Source organism: Pseudomonas fluvialis (assembly GCF_002234375.1).
Taxonomy (GTDB): domain Bacteria; phylum Pseudomonadota; class Gammaproteobacteria; order Pseudomonadales; family Pseudomonadaceae; genus Aquipseudomonas; species Aquipseudomonas fluvialis.
In genome coordinates this window covers 124847-139313 of the sequence record NZ_NMQV01000024.1, presented here as the reverse complement: position 1 = coordinate 139313, position 14467 = coordinate 124847, and the positions used below count along the sequence as shown (strand labels likewise).

Annotated in this window: 11 protein-coding genes; 5 read left to right on the top strand and 6 right to left on the bottom strand. The window is 62.4% G+C overall.

Annotated features, from left to right (window positions below; translation table 11 throughout):
* Nucleotide 1 precedes the first annotated feature (1 nt).
* From CFY91_RS13420 to CFY91_RS13405, 4 genes are read right to left on the bottom strand one after another with little or no spacing between them, the layout of a single operon-like run.
* Entirely contained in the window at nucleotides 2-1021 is a 1020-nt protein-coding gene (locus tag CFY91_RS13420) for an ABC transporter permease (RefSeq protein WP_093986876.1), read from the bottom strand.
* Between the two features lie 3 nt (nucleotides 1022-1024).
* Nucleotides 1025-2110: a microcin C ABC transporter permease YejB gene (locus CFY91_RS13415; protein WP_093986875.1), complete on the bottom strand. Its 1086-nt coding sequence runs from the start codon at nucleotides 2108-2110 to the stop codon at nucleotides 1025-1027.
* Nucleotides 2111-3925 carry an extracellular solute-binding protein gene (locus CFY91_RS13410; protein WP_093986874.1) on the bottom strand — a complete coding sequence of 605 codons (1815 nt, stop codon included), beginning with the start codon at nucleotides 3923-3925 and terminating at the stop codon, nucleotides 2111-2113.
* A complete protein-coding gene (locus CFY91_RS13405; protein WP_093986873.1) occupies nucleotides 3922-5748 on the bottom strand; it encodes an extracellular solute-binding protein in 1827 nt (608 codons plus the stop codon). The genes CFY91_RS13410 and CFY91_RS13405 overlap by 4 nt, the downstream gene beginning before the upstream one ends.
* Before the next feature lie 143 nt (nucleotides 5749-5891).
* On the opposite strand from CFY91_RS13405, the gene CFY91_RS13400 reads away from it, so the two are divergent.
* Nucleotides 5892-7337 (top strand): HDOD domain-containing protein, encoded by a 1446-nt coding sequence (locus CFY91_RS13400; RefSeq protein ID WP_093986872.1) that lies wholly within the window; start codon nucleotides 5892-5894, stop codon nucleotides 7335-7337.
* Here CFY91_RS13400 and CFY91_RS13395 read toward each other — a convergent pair.
* Both CFY91_RS13395 and gloB read right to left on the bottom strand, forming a co-directional pair.
* The gene (locus CFY91_RS13395) at nucleotides 7325-8887 is read right to left on the bottom strand and encodes a lytic transglycosylase (RefSeq protein ID WP_093986871.1); all 1563 of its coding nucleotides are present in this window, start codon (nucleotides 8885-8887) and stop codon (nucleotides 7325-7327) included. The two genes, CFY91_RS13400 and CFY91_RS13395, sit on opposite strands and share 13 nt — an antisense overlap.
* 87 nt (nucleotides 8888-8974) lie before the next feature.
* Complete coding sequence (gloB, locus tag CFY91_RS13390; RefSeq protein ID WP_093986870.1) at nucleotides 8975-9760, bottom strand: hydroxyacylglutathione hydrolase; 786 nt, start codon at nucleotides 9758-9760, stop codon at nucleotides 8975-8977.
* 136 nt (nucleotides 9761-9896) lie between these two features.
* On the opposite strand from gloB, the gene CFY91_RS13385 reads away from it, so the two are divergent.
* From CFY91_RS13385 to CFY91_RS13370, 4 genes are all read left to right on the top strand, one after another.
* Nucleotides 9897-10661, top strand: a complete 765-nt coding sequence (locus tag CFY91_RS13385) for a class I SAM-dependent methyltransferase (RefSeq protein WP_093986869.1) — start codon at nucleotides 9897-9899, stop codon at nucleotides 10659-10661.
* The gene (gene rnhA / locus CFY91_RS13380) at nucleotides 10662-11102 is read left to right on the top strand and encodes a ribonuclease HI (protein WP_093986868.1); all 441 of its coding nucleotides are present in this window, start codon (nucleotides 10662-10664) and stop codon (nucleotides 11100-11102) included.
* A complete protein-coding gene (dnaQ, locus tag CFY91_RS13375; protein WP_093986867.1) occupies nucleotides 11099-11833 on the top strand; it encodes a DNA polymerase III subunit epsilon in 735 nt (244 codons plus the stop codon). Before rnhA ends, dnaQ begins: the two co-directional genes overlap by 4 nt.
* 104 nt (nucleotides 11834-11937) lie before the next feature.
* Entirely contained in the window at nucleotides 11938-14208 is a 2271-nt protein-coding gene (locus CFY91_RS13370) for an Orn/Lys/Arg family decarboxylase (RefSeq protein ID WP_093986866.1), read from the top strand.
* Nucleotides 14209-14467 lie beyond the last annotated feature (259 nt).

The following is a 14467-nucleotide window of genomic DNA, read 5'->3' as shown; positions in this document are numbered from 1 at the left end:
TTCACTTCCGGGGGTCGAAGGCATCACGGGCCGCCTCGCCGATGAACACCAGCAGGCTGAGCATCAGGGCCAGCACACAGAAGGCGCTGATGCCCAGCCAGGGGGCTTGCAGGTTGGATTTGCCCTGGGCGACCAGTTCACCCAGCGAGGGTGAACCAGCTGGCAGGCCGAAGCCGAGGAAGTCCAGGGCGGTCAGGGTGCCGATGGCGCCAGTGAGGATGAACGGCATGAAGGTCATGGTCGAGACCATGGCATTGGGCAGAATGTGGCGGAACATGATCTGTCCGTTGCCCATGCCCAGGGCACGGGCCGCCCGCACATATTCCAGGTTACGTCCGCGGAGGAACTCGGCACGCACCACGTCGACCAGGCTCATCCAGGAAAACAGCAGCATGATGCCCAGCAGCCACCAGAAGTTCGGCTGCACGAAGCTGGCCAGGATGATCAGCAGGAAGAGCACCGGCAATCCCGACCAGATTTCCAGGAAGCGCTGGCCGAGCAGGTCGACCCAGCCGCCGTAGAAGCCCTGCAGGGCACCGGCGAACACGCCGATCAGCGAGCTGATCAGGGTCAGGGTCAGGGCAAACAGCACCGACACGCGGAAGCCGTAGATGACCCGTGCCAGCACATCGCGGCCCTGATCGTCGGTGCCCAGCCAGTTGGCTGGTGAAGGCGGCGCCGGGGCGGGGACCTGCAGGTCGTAGTTGATGCTGTCGTAGCTGAAAGGAATCGGCGGCCAGAGCATCCAGCCGTCCTTGGCGGCTATCAGTTCCTGGATGTACGGGCTCTTGTAGTGAGCCTGCAGGGGAAATTCGCCGCCGAATACCGTTTCCGGATAGCGCTTGAATACCGGGAAATACAGCGCGCCGTCGTACTTGACCAGCAGCGGCTTGTCGTTGGCGATCAGCTCGGCGCCCAGGCTGAGGATGAACAGGCCAAGAAATAGCCACAGCGACCACCAGCCACGGCGGTGTGCCTTGAACAGCTGCAGACGACGTTGGTTCATGGGTGACAGGGGCATGGCTTACTGCTCACGGCTGGCAAAGTCGATGCGCGGATCGACCAGGGTGTAGGTGAGATCACCGATCAGTTTCACCAGCAGGCCGAGCAGGGTGAAGATGAACAGGCTGCCGAACACTACCGGGTAGTCGCGGTTGAGGGCCGACTCGAAACTGAGCAGACCCAGCCCGTCGAGGGAGAAGATCACCTCGATAAGCAGCGAGCCGGTGAAGAAGATGCCGATGAATGCTGACGGGAAGCCGGCAATGATGATCAGCATGGCATTGCGGAACACATGGCCGTAGAGCACGCGCTTTTCCGAAAGGCCCTTGGCGCGGGCGGTGACCACGTACTGCTTGTTGATCTCGTCGAGGAAGCTGTTCTTGGTCAGCAGGGTCAGCGTGGCGAAGTTGCCGATCACCAGCGCGGTGACTGGCAGTACCAGGTGCCAGAGGTAATCGAGGATCTTGCCACCGGTGGACAGCTCGTCGAAATCGTTGGAGGTCAGCCCGCGTAGCGGAAACCAGTCGAGGTAGCTGCCGCCGGCAAACACCACGATCAGCAGGATGGCAAAGAGGAACGCGGGAATCGCATAGCCGATGATGATTGCCGAGCTGGTCCAGACGTCGAAGGCACTGCCGTGTCGCACCGCCTTGGCAATGCCCAGGGGAATCGACACCAGGTACATGATCAGCGTGCTCCACAGGCCGAGGGAGATCGACACCGGCAGTTTCTCGGCGATAAGTTCCAGCACGCTGGCATCGCGGAAAAAACTACTGCCGAAGTCCAGGCGCGCATAGTTGCCAAGCATCTGCCAGAAACGTTCGCTGGCCGGCTTGTCGAAGCCGTACATGCGTTCGATCTCGGCGACCAGTTCCGGGTCCAGCCCCTGGCCGCCACGGTAGCTGGAGGATGCCGAACTGACCTCGGCGGCGCCGCCGGACACCCGCCCGGTAGCCCCACCGGCAGCGGCATCGAAGCCTTCCAGCTTGGCGATCATCTGTTCCACCGGTCCGCCCGGGGCCGCCTGAATGATCAGGAAGTTGATCAGCAGGATGCCGAACAGGGTAGGGATGATCAGCAGCAGGCGGCGCAGGATGTAAGCCAGCATCTAGCGGGACTCCTCGTTGCCGGCAGCGTCGGCGTCGGCATGCCACCAGCTCATCAGCGAGTAGTCGTACTCGGGCGTGCGCTCAGGACGGCGGATGTGCTGCCAGTGGGCGATGCGCCAGGTGTCGATGTAGTAGTTGGGCACCACGTAGTGGCCCCAGAGCAGTACGCGGTCCAGCGCGCGGGCGTGGTTGAGCAGGCTCTGCCGCGAGTCGGCATTGACCAACCCGTCGACCAGTGCGTCGATGGCCGGGTCTTTCAGACCGAGGTAGTTGCGGCTGCCGGGGTTGTCGGCACTGCTCGAATGCCAGTATTCACGCTGTTCGTTGCCCGGTGAATTGGACTGGCTCCAGACCATCGAGGTCATGTCGAAATCCCGTGAGCGCATGCGATTGATGTACTGCGAAACATCCACGCGGCGAATCTGCAGGTCGATGCCCAGGCTGGCCAGGTTGCGTTTGAAGGGCAGCACTACGCGTTCGAGATTGGCCTGGGCGAGCAGGAACTCAAAGGCCAGCGGCTGGCCCTGGGCGTCGACCATGCGATCGTTGTCGATACGGTAGCCGGCTTCCTGGAGCAATTGGTAGGCGCGGCGCGTCTGCTCGCGGATGATGCCACTGGCATCGCTGCGCGGCGCGGCAAAGGGCGTGCTGAACACTTCGTCAGGCACCTGGCCGCGCCAGGGCTCGAGCAGCGCCAGTTGCGCGGCATCGGGCAGGCCGCGTGCCGCCAGTTCGGAGTTCTCGAAGTAGCTCTGGTTACGCTTGTAGGCGCCGAAGAACAGTTGCTTGTTGGACCACTCGAAATCGAACAGCAGGGCAATCGCCTCGCGCACCCGGCGGTCCTGGAACATCGGGCGGCGCAGGTTGAAGGCAAAACCCTGCATGCCCACCGGATTGCGGTTAGGCAGCGCTTCCTTGATGAAGCGCCCGTCACGTAGCGCCGGGCTGTCGTAGCCGGTCGCCCAGTCCTTGGCCGAATATTCCAGGTTGAAGTCGAAACGCCCGGCCTTGAAGGCCTCCAGCGCCACCGACATATCGCGGTAGTAGTCGATGCTGATTACATCGAAATTGTATTGACCACGGGTCACCGGCAGGTCGGCAGCCCACCAGTCTTTGACCCGCTCGTAACGCAGGCTGCGCCCGGCATCGACCTTGACCAGACGGTACGGGCCGCTGCCCAGCGGCGGCTCCAGGCTGGTCCGCGAGAAGTCCCGCTCGGCCCACCAATGACGCGGGAGAATCTGCAACTGGCCGATGATCAGCGGCAGCTCACGGTTGTCGGCATGCTTGAAGTCGAAGCGCACTTGGTGCGGGCCCTCGATAACCACGGCACTGACATCCGCATAGTACTGGCGGTACATCGGGTGACCTTTTTCGAGGAGGATGTCGAAGCTGAACTTGACGTCCTCGGCGGTCAGCGGCTGGCCGTCATTGAAGCGGGCTTGCGGGCGCAGGTGGAAACGCACGAAACGGTTGTGCGGGTCGCGCTCGATGCGCTGGGCCAGCAGGCCGTATTCGGTAAACGGCTCATCGGGCGAATGGAAGGTCAGCGTGTCGTAGAGCAGGCCTAGCTGATCGGCTGCATTACCCTTGGCAATGAACGGGTTGAGACTGTCAAAGCCGTTCAGCCCGGCCAGCCGCAAAGTACCGCCCTTGGGGGCTGTGGGGTTGACCCAACTGAAGTGGCTGAAGTCGGCAGGATAGCGCGGTGCTTCACCGTACAGGGTCAGGGCGTGTTCGGCCTGGGCCAGCGGAGCCAGGCCGAACAGCAGGCAGCCAAGCTGCAGGCAGCGACGCAGACGGGGCAGGATCATGGACGACTCTCCGGCGTGGTTTGCCACCAGGCCCGCAGCCCCAGGGTGTAGGGCGGGGTGCTGACAAAGGCGAAACGGTTGCGGTAGGCAAGGCGGTGTTGGCCGCTGTACCAGTTGGGAATGCTGTAGTGCTGCCAGAGCAGCACGCGATCGAGTGCACGCGCAGCAGCGACCTGTTGCTCGCGGCTGCGCGCGGCGAGGAGTTTTTCCAGCAGCGCATCGACCACCGGGTCGTTAACGCCGGCGTAGTTCTTGCCGCCCTTGACGGCGACCTGGCTGGAATGGAAGTACGACCATTGTTCCAGGCCGGGGCTGAGGGTCTGCGGCAGGGTCATCAGCGCCATATCGTAGTCATAGTTGTCCAGGCGGTGCTTGTATTGGGCACGATCCACCGTGCGCAGGCGTGCCTGAATGCCGATACGTGCCAGGTTGCTGCGGAAGTGCTGGAAGATGCGTTCCAGATTAGGGTTGACCAGCAGTATCTCGAACTGCAACGGCTGGCCCTGGGCATTGACCAATTGTTGCCCGTTGAGTTTCCAACCGGCTTTTTCGAGAAGTTGCAGCGCCTGGCGCAGGGTGTCGCGGGGGATGCCGCGTCCATCGGTACGCGGCAGCTGGAAGGGCTGTGTGAACAGGGCTTCCGGCAGCTGCTTGCGGTAGGGCGAGAGCAGCAGCCATTCGCGGCCCTGGGGTAGCTCGCGGGCGCTGAATTCGCTGTTTGGATAGTAGGTTTGCGCACGCTGGTAGGCGCTGTAGAACAGCGTGCGATTGGCCCACTCGAAATCGAACATCAGTCCTAGCGCCTGGCGAACCTCCAGGCTGACAAAGTGCGGCCGGCGGGTGTTCATGAACAGCGCCTGGGTCTGGGTAGGAATCTGGTGAGGGATCTGCGCGCGGATCACCTCGCCGCGGCGTACGGCAGGAAAGTTGTAGCCGTTGGCCCAGTTTTTCGCCTGCTGTTCGATGTACAGGTCGAATTCACCGGCCTTGAAGGCTTCGAACGCCACATGGCTGTCGCGATAGAACTCCACTTCGACGCGGTCGAAATTGTACTTGCCGCGATTCACCGGCAACTGCGCACCCCACCAGTCCTTGACCCGCTCGAAGACCAGGCGGCGCCCCGGATCGACCTCGACAATCCGATAGGGACCGCTGCCCAGCGGTGGTTCGTAGCTGGTGCTGTTGAACTCACGCGCCCGCCAGTAGTGTGCGGGCAACACCGGCAGCTCCCCGAGGCGCTGGATGAGCAGGGGATTGCCGGCGCGTTTGAAGACAAAACGGATGCGCAGTGGAGCGAGGACGTCCACGCGCTTCACTTCCTGGAGGCTGGTGCGGTAGTTGGGATGGCCGAACTGGGCCAGCTGCCGGTAGGAAAAGCGCACATCCTCGGCGGTGACCGGCCGGCCGTCATGAAAACGGGCCTTGGGGTGCAGGTTGAAGACCACCCAGCTGCGATCTTCGCTGAACTCCAGGCTTTGCGCGATCAATCCGTAGCTGGACGCCGGTTCGTCACCCGAGGGGTCGTAGGCACCGCTGCCGACCAGCAACGGCTCGTTCAGTTCGCTGACCCCGTACTGCTGGTAAATCGCGCTGCTACTCGGGCTGGTGCCCTTGAGAATGTAGGGATTGAGGCTGTCGAAACTGCCGTAGGTCATCACCCGCAGGGTGCCACCCTTGGGGGCATCGGGGTTGACCCAGTCGAAATGACGGAAGCTGGCCGGGTACTTGAGCTGGCCGAACTGGGCATAACCGTGCTGCCTGAACACTTCGCCAACCGTCGGCAGGCACAGGCAGGACAGCAGCAGGAAAAGGAAGGTTCGCATCAGGCGCAGGGTTCATCCATGGCGGTTTTGTCGCTCTTTGTCGGTACAGTAACAGCTTGTCAGTACAGGAAAAAGTACGTCGCCATGGCGGCAGGCTGCCATCACTTTGGCTAGACTGTGACAAAGCCGCTGGAGAACCATCCGTGACAGATCGTTGTATTGGCCTTGAGGCCTGGATCGAACGTATCAGCCAGGCAGAGCTGCCGGCCCTGGCTGCCGTAGTGCAGGACCTCAATCATCTGGCCAGTGGCAGCAATGCCTCGGTCCAGCAACTGGCGGAAGTCCTTCTGCGCGATGCCGCATTGACTTCGAAAGTGTTGCGTGTGGCCAATAGCGCCTACTTCAACCCCCAGCAGGACAGCATCAAGACCATTTCCCGGGCGATCATCCTGATTGGTTTTGACAATGTCCGGCAGATCGCCCTGTCGGTGAGCCTGATTGACAGCCTGCTTGGCCGGCAGCCGCGTGAGCAGTTGCTCGAGCTGTTGGCGCGCTCTTTCCACGCGGCCGTCCAGGCGCGCAACATCTGTGGCTATGTACAGCCGCGTTACCAGGAAGAGGTGTTCATTGCCGCGCTGCTCCATCATTTAGGGGAAATGGCCTTCTGGGGATGTGCGGGCAGTCAGAGCGACGAGTTGAGCCATGCACTGCAGCAGCCGGGTGCTAATCCTGAACAGGTGGTCCAGCAACTGTTGGGGACCAGTTTCCGCCAGTTGACCCTGGGCCTGATGAAAAGCTGGAACCTCGGCGAAACGGCTTGCCTGACGCTGGCCAGTGGCGGAGTACACGATCCACTGGTGCGTTCGGTACGTCTGGGCGTGGAGATCAGCGCCGCCGCCCTGCAGGGCTGGGACAGTGCGCCTTTGCAGTCGCTGCTTGACCAGATGTCAGGGTTTACCGGCACCACGCCCGAAGAAGCTCTGCAGCAGGTGCTGGCCAGTGCCGACGAAGCGGTCAAGGTCGCCAGCACCTTTGGGGCGCCGAGTCTTGGCCGGTTGATTCCCAATACCGACCCGGAACTGATCCGCCTGCAGCAAGAGGAGCGCCAGGCTCGCCTGCTGCAGCCGGACCTGTTGGTTCTCCAGCAATGCCTGCAAGACCTGGCGCTACTGGCCAACAGCAAGAGTGATGTGAATCTGGTGCTGGACACCCTGCTCAAGGGGCTGCATCAGGGCGCCGGCCTGGAGCGGGTGATGGTCAGCGTACTGGCCGAAGGACAGCGCTGTTTTCGCGTGCGTCGCGCCATCGGTGCGCAGAGCGAGGACTGGAGCAGGGACTTCGTCTTGCCGGCGCACAGCCCCGAGCAGCCGCATCTGTTCAGCTACGTGCTGAAAAGCAAGGAAAGCCTGTGGATGGGCGTGCCGGCCAGTTACAGCCTGAATGATCTGGTGACCCAGCCGATGCGCCACTGGCTGGGGAATGGCATGTTCTTCATTGCCGCACTGATGGCCGGCACGCGCGAGATCGGCGTGGTGTATGCCGATTGCCGGGTTTCCTCGCGCGCCTTGCGCCACGAGCAGTTCGTGGCCTTCCAGCGCTTCGTGCAGGCGACCGGGCGCTGCCTGGAGGCGATGGCTCAGCGCAAGTAGAGGGTCAGTACCTGGCCAGGCTTGAGGGCCTTGCTGGCCTGCGGATTCCAGCGCTGCAGTTGGGCCAGTTGCACCTTGTGACGCTTGGCGATCAGGTATAGCGAGTCGCCTTGGCGCACGCGGTACTGGGTGGGCTTGCCGGCAGAACTGTTCGTCACCACGGCAACCTGGCCGCCCTGCAGGCGCAGTACCTGGCCAACCTTCAAGGCATTGCCTGGCAGATTGTTCCAGCGCTTGAGCTCATTGACGGAAACCCGCTGGGCCTTGGCAATGCTCCACAGATTGTCACCCTGGCGCACCCGGTACTGACGGCTGCTGCTGGCTGTTTGGGTGACCTGGTGAAGCGGCTGGTTGGGCTTGAAGCCCGGTGGCACGGGAATGTTCAGTGCCTGGCCGATGCGCAGGTGGTTGCTTTTCAAACCGTTGAGGTCTTTCAGGCTGTTGACGCTGACATGGTAGCGGTTGGCAATGCTGTGCAGACTGTCGCCGCTGCGTACCTTGTATTGCTGCCAGTTGAGCTGTTCCTCGGGCTTGAGCAGAGCCAGGCTGGCTTGCAACAGCTCGGCCTTGTCGGTGGGCACCAGCAGATGCTTCGGACCGTCGAAGGTCACCCCCTGTTTAAAGGCCGGGTTCAGACGCGCCAGTTCGCCTTCGTCGATCTCGGCCATGTCTTCCAGACGGTTGAGTTGCAGACGGTGGTCGAAGGCGACTCGCTCGAAATACGGCTGATTGGCGATCTCGGCCAGCTTGACGCCATAGGCCTCGGGACTGGCCACGACCTGCGACAGCGCCAGCAGCTTGGGCACGTAGTCGCGGGTTTCCTTGGGCAATGGCAGGTTCCAGTAGTCGGTCGGCAGGCCGAGTTTCTGGTTGCGCTCGATGGCGCGACTGACCGTGCCTTCGCCGGCATTGTAGGAGGCCAGGGCGAGCAGCCAGTCGCCGTTGAACATGTCGTGCAGGTATTGCAGGTAGGTCAGCGCCGCGCGGGTGGAGGCGGTAATGTCGCGCCGTCCGTCATACCAGTTGGTCTGCTTGAGTTTGAAGTGCCGTCCGGTGGAGGGGATGAATTGCCAGAGGCCAACGGCATGGGCCCGCGAGTAGGCGAGCGGGTTGTAGGCGCTTTCGATCATCGGCAGCAGGGCCAGCTCCTGCGGCATGTTGTTCTTTTCCAACTGCTCGACGATGTAGAAGATGTACGGGCTGCCGCGCTGGCTGGACTTTTCGATAAACGAGGGATTGCTGACAAACCACAGGCGCTGTTGCTCGATGCGCGGGTTGACCTCGATGTAGTCCTGTAGCTGGTAACCAGCGCGCATGCGCTCCCAGACATCGGCGAACTGTTCGCTGTCGCTGTCGAGGTCTTCGCCTTCCAGCCAGCTGCTGTGTTGTTCCAGGCCGAGCGCGGGATCGGTGTCCTGATCGGCATCGCCGACCGGATTGGGCAGGCTTTGGCAGCCGCTGACCAGCAGTGCCAGCAGGCCCGCCGCGAGTAGGCGCCAGGGACTTGCCAAGGCTGCCGTACGGGGTCGTCGGTTCAGCAAGGAGGGCATGGCAATGCGGCCGTTATCAGCGAAAAGGACGGCGATTTTAGAAACCCTGAGCAACCAGGGTCAACCCGACAGTCTGTCGCAGCGCTCTCAAAACACGTCTTTCCAGGCGCGCAGGGTGGCGAACAGCTCGACCTCGTCAAGCGCTGTGCGTCCGGCACGCTGCTCCAGTTGCTGGCGTATTTCCGGCTGCAGGCAACGCAGGAAGGGGTTGCCGGCTTTCTCTTCGTCAATCCGGCTGGGCAGGCTGCACAGGCCGGCCTGGCGCTGAGCAGTCACGCGCTCTTGCCAGACCTGCAGGTGCGGATTACTTGGTTCGACTGCCAGGGCAAAACGCAGGTTGCTCAGGGTGTATTCATGTGTGCAATACACTAGGCAGTCGTCATCCAGGCTGGCCAGACGCTTCAGCGAAGCGAGCATCTGTGCCGGGCTGCCTTCGAACAACCGTCCACACCCGGCGGCGAACAGGGTGTCACCGCAGAACAGCAGGGGAGGCTGGTTATCCTGGCGCGGGCAATACAGGGCGATATGCCCCAGGGTATGGCCTGGCACATGCAGCACCTGCACGGGGCGGTCGAGCAGCGTGAGCTGGTCGCCATCGTGCAGCCACTGGTCGCAGACGGGCAGTCGTTCACCGGCCGGACCATGGATGCGTGCAGCGCTGGCGGCCTGCAATGCACGGCAGCCAGCGACATGGTCGGCATGGTGGTGGGTGATGAAAATCTGCTCCAGGCGCCAGCCTGGGTGGGCATCCAGCCAGGCCAGTACCGGACTGGCATCGCCAGGGTCGATGACCGCACAGCGCTGCTGCTCGGCATCGGCGAGCAGCCATATATAGTTGTCATTGAAGGCGGCCAGGGGCTCGATGCTCAGCATGCGCGGACTCTCCAGATAAGGCTGCGATAGTCTACCAGCTCACCGTCCGGCTGCCGCCAAGCAACGCAGCCGGGCGCCTGGCTTGCATCCCGCCGAAGGGCAGACCAGAGTAGCGACATTGCCGCGGAGGTTTGCCATGTTAAAGCAGCGTTTCGACAGTGCCGCACGCCTGCAACGGTTGCATGACCTGCAGGCCCAGCAGTGGTTTGCCCAGCCCCACGGCCAGCAGCTGCTGGAAGCCGCCCAGCCGTTGCTGGAAGAAGCACTGGCCGGCTTGTTTGGCGGCTATCTCGTGCATTGCGGACCCGCCCCCGCAGGCGTGCTTGCCCCGCGCATCCAGCGGCAGGTGTGTCTGGGGCCACCGGGTACGGCTACGCAGATTCATTGCGAGGAACATGCCTGGCCGCTGGCTGAGCATGCCGCCGATGTAGTGGTGCTGCAGCACAGTCTGGAGTTCAGCGCCTCGCCACAGTTGCTGCTGCGCGAGGCCGCGCGTTGCGTGCGTCCGGGCGGGCATTTGCTGATCTGTGCGATGAATCCCTGGAGCAGCTGGGGCGTGCGTCAGCAGTTTGCCGATGATGGTCAGGGCCTGGCGCGCTGCCTGGGTGCTGCGCGACTGGGCGACTGGCTGGGCCTACTGGGCTTTGCGCTGGAGAAACGTGCCTACGGGTGTTATCGTCCGCCGCTTTCCTCGGTCCGCTGGCAGCAGCGCCTGCAGCCACTGGAGCGTTTGGGGGCTCGCCTGCATGCGCCAGGTGCCGGTCTCTATCTGCTGATGGCGCGCAAGCTGGTAGTGGGCTTGCGTCCACTGCAGCGGCAGCGTCGCGAGCCGATGGGAAAACTCCTGCCCATGCCGGTGGCCAAGGTCAGCCGGCGCAATTGCGAAGAAACGAAGAGCTGAATGACTGATCTGGTTCAGGTGTATACCGATGGTGCCTGCAAGGGCAATCCCGGCCCGGGTGGCTGGGGCGCCCTGCTGGTCTACAAGGGCGTCGAACATGAATTGTGGGGTGGCGAGCGCGATACCACCAACAACCGCATGGAGCTAACTGCGGCCATCCAGGCCCTGGCAGCGCTCAAGCGCACCTGCCAGGTGCAGCTGGTGACCGACTCCGAATACGTCATGCGCGGTATCCAGGAATGGCTGCCCAACTGGAAGAAGCGCGGCTGGAAAACCGCCGCACGCCAGCCGGTGAAAAATGCCGACCTCTGGCAGTTGCTCGATGAGCAGGTGCAGCGTCACCAGGTACAGTGGCAGTGGGTACGCGGGCATACCGGGCACCCCGGTAACGAGCGTGCCGACCAATTGGCCAACCGTGGCGTCGAGGAGGCCCGCGCATGAGATATGTCGTTCTGGATACCGAAACCACCGGCATGCCGGTGGGTGATGGCCATCGCATCATCGAAATTGGCTGTGTTGAACTGATTGGCCGCCGCCTGACCGGCAAGCACTTCCATGTCTACCTGCAGCCAGACCGTGAAGTCGACGAAGGTGCCATCGCCGTTCACGGCATCACTAACGAATTCCTCATCGGCAAGCCGCGCTTTCGCGATATCGCCGACGAGTTTTTCGAGTTCATCAAAGGCGCCGAACTGATCATCCACAACGCGGCGTTCGACATTGGCTTCATCAACAACGAGTTTGCTCTGCTTGGGCAAACTGAGCGCAGCGACGCCTACGACTATTGCACGGTGCTGGACACCCTGCTGATGGCCCGCGAGCGTCATCCGGGGCAACGCAACAACCTGGATGCCTTGTGCAAGCGCTATGGTGTCGATAACTCCGGGCGCGACCTGCACGGCGCGCTGCTCGATGCGGAGATTCTTGCCGACGTCTACCTGGCGATGACCGGCGGGCAAACCCATCTGTCGCTGGCCGGCGACAATGCCGAAGGGGACAACTCCGGGCGTCAGCAGGCCTCGCCGATCCGCCGCCTGCCGGCTAGCCGCGCAGCGGGGCGGGTGATCCGCGCCAGTGAAGCCGAGCGTGCCGCGCATGCGGCCCGTCTGACGGCGATAGCCAAGGCCGCTGGTGGCCAGGCGCTGTGGCAGACCCTGGAGCCGGACGCGTAAAACACTGCGGCATTGCGACCTTTTCTTACAGATGGGGTGACGCGCGCTGCTGTGCAGAACTAACCTGAAGACCTGCAGCATGGCAGGCCTTCAGGAATCTCAGCATGTACAAAGACCTCAAGTTCCCCATCCTGATCGTGCACCGCGATATCAAGGCCGACAGCGTGGCAGGTGAGCGGGTGCGGGCGATTGCCGACGAACTGGCTCAGGACGGTTTTGCCATCCTGTCCACGGCCAGTGCCAGCGAGGGGCGCATCGTCGCCTCGACCCATCATGGCCTGGCTTGCGTGCTGGTGGCTGCCGAGGGCGCAGGGGAGAACCAGCGCCTGCTGCAGGATGTGCTGGAACTGATCCGCGTGGCCCGCCAGCGCGCCCCGCAGCTACCGATCTTCGCCCTGGGTGAGCAGGTTACCATCGAAAATGCCCCGGCCGAGGCCATGGCCGATCTCAATCAGTTGCGCGGCCTGCTCTACCTGTTCGAGGACACCGTACCGTTCCTCGCTCGCCAGGTAGCACGGGCTGCACGCAATTACCTCGATGGCCTGCTGCCGCCGTTTTTCAAGGCGCTGGTGCAACATACCGCGCAATCCAATTATTCCTGGCATACACCAGGCCATGGCGGGGGGGTGGCCTACCGCAAGAGCCCGGTTGGACAGGCGTTCCACCAGTTTTTTGGTGAAAACACTCTGCGTTCGGATCTCTCGGTGTCCGTGCCGGAGCTGGGCTCATTACTCGATCACACCGGCCCATTGGCGGAGGCCGAAGTGCGTGCCGCACGTAATTTTGGGGCCGACCACAGCTTCTTCGTGATCAACGGTACCTCCACGGCGAACAAGATCGTCTGGCACGCCATGGTCGGTCGTGACGATCTGGTGCTGGTCGATCGCAACTGCCACAAGTCGATCCTCCACGCGATCATCATGACCGGGGCTGTGCCGCTGTACCTGACACCCACCCGCAACGAGCTGGGCATCATCGGGCCGATTGCCCTTGATGAGTTCTCCCCGTCGGCGCTGGCCGCCAAGATTGCCGCCAGCCCGTTGGCCCGGGAGCGTGGTATTGACCCGGCCACTGCCCGGATCCGCCTGGCGGTAATTACCAACTCCACCTATGACGGCCTGTGCTACAACGCCGAGCGCATCAAGCAGGCGCTGGGTGACAGTGTTGATGTACTGCACTTCGACGAAGCCTGGTACGCCTATGCGGCGTTCCATGAGTTCTATCAGGGGCGTTACGGCATGGGCACCACACGCAGCGCGCACGCGCCGCTGGTGTTTACCACGCACTCTACGCACAAGCTGCTGGCCGCGTTCAGCCAGGCCTCGATGATCCATGTACAGGATGGCGGGCAGGCACCACTGGACCGCGAGCGTTTCAATGAAGCTTTCATGATGCACATCTCCACCTCGCCGCAATACGGCATTCTGGCCTCGCTGGATGTTGCCTCGGCGATGATGGAGGGGCCTGCCGGACGCTCACTGATTCAGGAAACCTTTGATGAAGCACTGAGTTTCCGGCGTGCCCTGGCCAATCTGCGACAGACGCTGGCCGATGGTGACTGGTGGTTTGATATCTGGCAGCCGGCACAGGTTAACGGTACAGACAATCTGCAGGTCGCCGACTGGCTGTTGCAGCCAACGGCCGGCTGGCATGGTTTTGGTGCGCTGGCCGAGGACTATGTGCTACTCGATCCGATCAAGGTCACTCTGGTTACCCCAGGCCTGCGAGTCGATGGGCAAATGGACGAGCAGGGCATCCCCGCCGCACTGGTCAGCAAGTTTCTCTGGGAGCGCGGCCTGGTGGTTGAAAAGACCGGGTTGTACTCCTTCCTGGTGCTGTTCTCCATGGGCATCACCAAGGGCAAGTGGAGTACCTTGCTGACCGAGTTGCTGGAGTTCAAGCGCAGCTACGACAGCAACCAGCCGCTGGTTACGGCCTTGCCCAGCGTGTATCAGCAGGACCCGCAGCGCTATGCGGGGCTGGGGTTGCGTGATCTCAGCCAGCAACTGCACGATTGCTACCGCCAGCATGCAACACCGACGGCCATGCGCCAGATGTATACCGAATTGCCGCAGCCGGTCTGCAAGCCCTCGCAGGCCTACGATCAGTTGGTGCGTGGCGAGATCGAAGCGGTAGCGCTGGAGGAGTTGGCTGGTCGAGTCGCGGCCGTGATGTTGGTGCCCTATCCGCCGGGCATCCCGTTGATCATGCCGGGTGAGCGTTTTACGAGCCAATGCACGGCGATCCTCGACTATCTGCGTTTTGCCTGCTGGTTCGACAGCCATTTCCCCGGCTTTGACAGTGACGTGCACGGCCTGCAGCGTCGCGATGGCCAGGCCTGGGTGAATTGCCTGCGTGAACACGCCTGCCCCTGAAACACCCCTGGGTGCCTCTGTGTCCAACGAGTGATTCCTGACTGATCAAATGCTTGCGTGAGATAGCTGAACAATTGCTCAACTGTACGGACGTGGCCTGGGTCACAGTGGCCAGCATCGACATTTGATGCTCGCTTGTTATAGTTGGGCGATGCCTTCATGAAAATAACCCAATGAATGTCGAGCGTATCCGGCTGATGGCCCTGAGCTTTGCCATCGGTCCGGCCTGCGGTGCTTGAGCAAAGACTCAGGCGAAGGG

What these genes read in the sequence shown, in the direction of transcription:
- CFY91_RS13420 (WP_093986876.1), bottom strand. Translation starts at nt 1,021, where the DNA reads ATGCCCCTGTCACCCATGAACCAACGTCGTCTGCAGCTGTTCAAGGCA.
- CFY91_RS13415 (WP_093986875.1), bottom strand. Translation starts at nt 2,110, where the DNA reads ATGCTGGCTTACATCCTGCGCCGCCTGCTGCTGATCATCCCTACCCTG.
- CFY91_RS13410 (WP_093986874.1), bottom strand. Translation starts at nt 3,925, where the DNA reads ATGATCCTGCCCCGTCTGCGTCGCTGCCTGCAGCTTGGCTGCCTGCTG.
- CFY91_RS13405 (WP_093986873.1), bottom strand. Translation starts at nt 5,748, where the DNA reads ATGCGAACCTTCCTTTTCCTGCTGCTGTCCTGCCTGTGCCTGCCGACG.
- CFY91_RS13395 (WP_093986871.1), bottom strand. Translation starts at nt 8,887, where the DNA reads ATGCCCTCCTTGCTGAACCGACGACCCCGTACGGCAGCCTTGGCAAGT.
- gloB (WP_093986870.1), bottom strand. Translation starts at nt 9,760, where the DNA reads ATGCTGAGCATCGAGCCCCTGGCCGCCTTCAATGACAACTATATATGG.
- CFY91_RS13385 (WP_093986869.1), top strand. Translation starts at nt 9,897, where the DNA reads ATGTTAAAGCAGCGTTTCGACAGTGCCGCACGCCTGCAACGGTTGCAT.
- rnhA (WP_093986868.1), top strand. Translation starts at nt 10,662, where the DNA reads ATGACTGATCTGGTTCAGGTGTATACCGATGGTGCCTGCAAGGGCAAT.
- dnaQ (WP_093986867.1), top strand. Translation starts at nt 11,099, where the DNA reads ATGAGATATGTCGTTCTGGATACCGAAACCACCGGCATGCCGGTGGGT.
- CFY91_RS13370 (WP_093986866.1), top strand. Translation starts at nt 11,938, where the DNA reads ATGTACAAAGACCTCAAGTTCCCCATCCTGATCGTGCACCGCGATATC.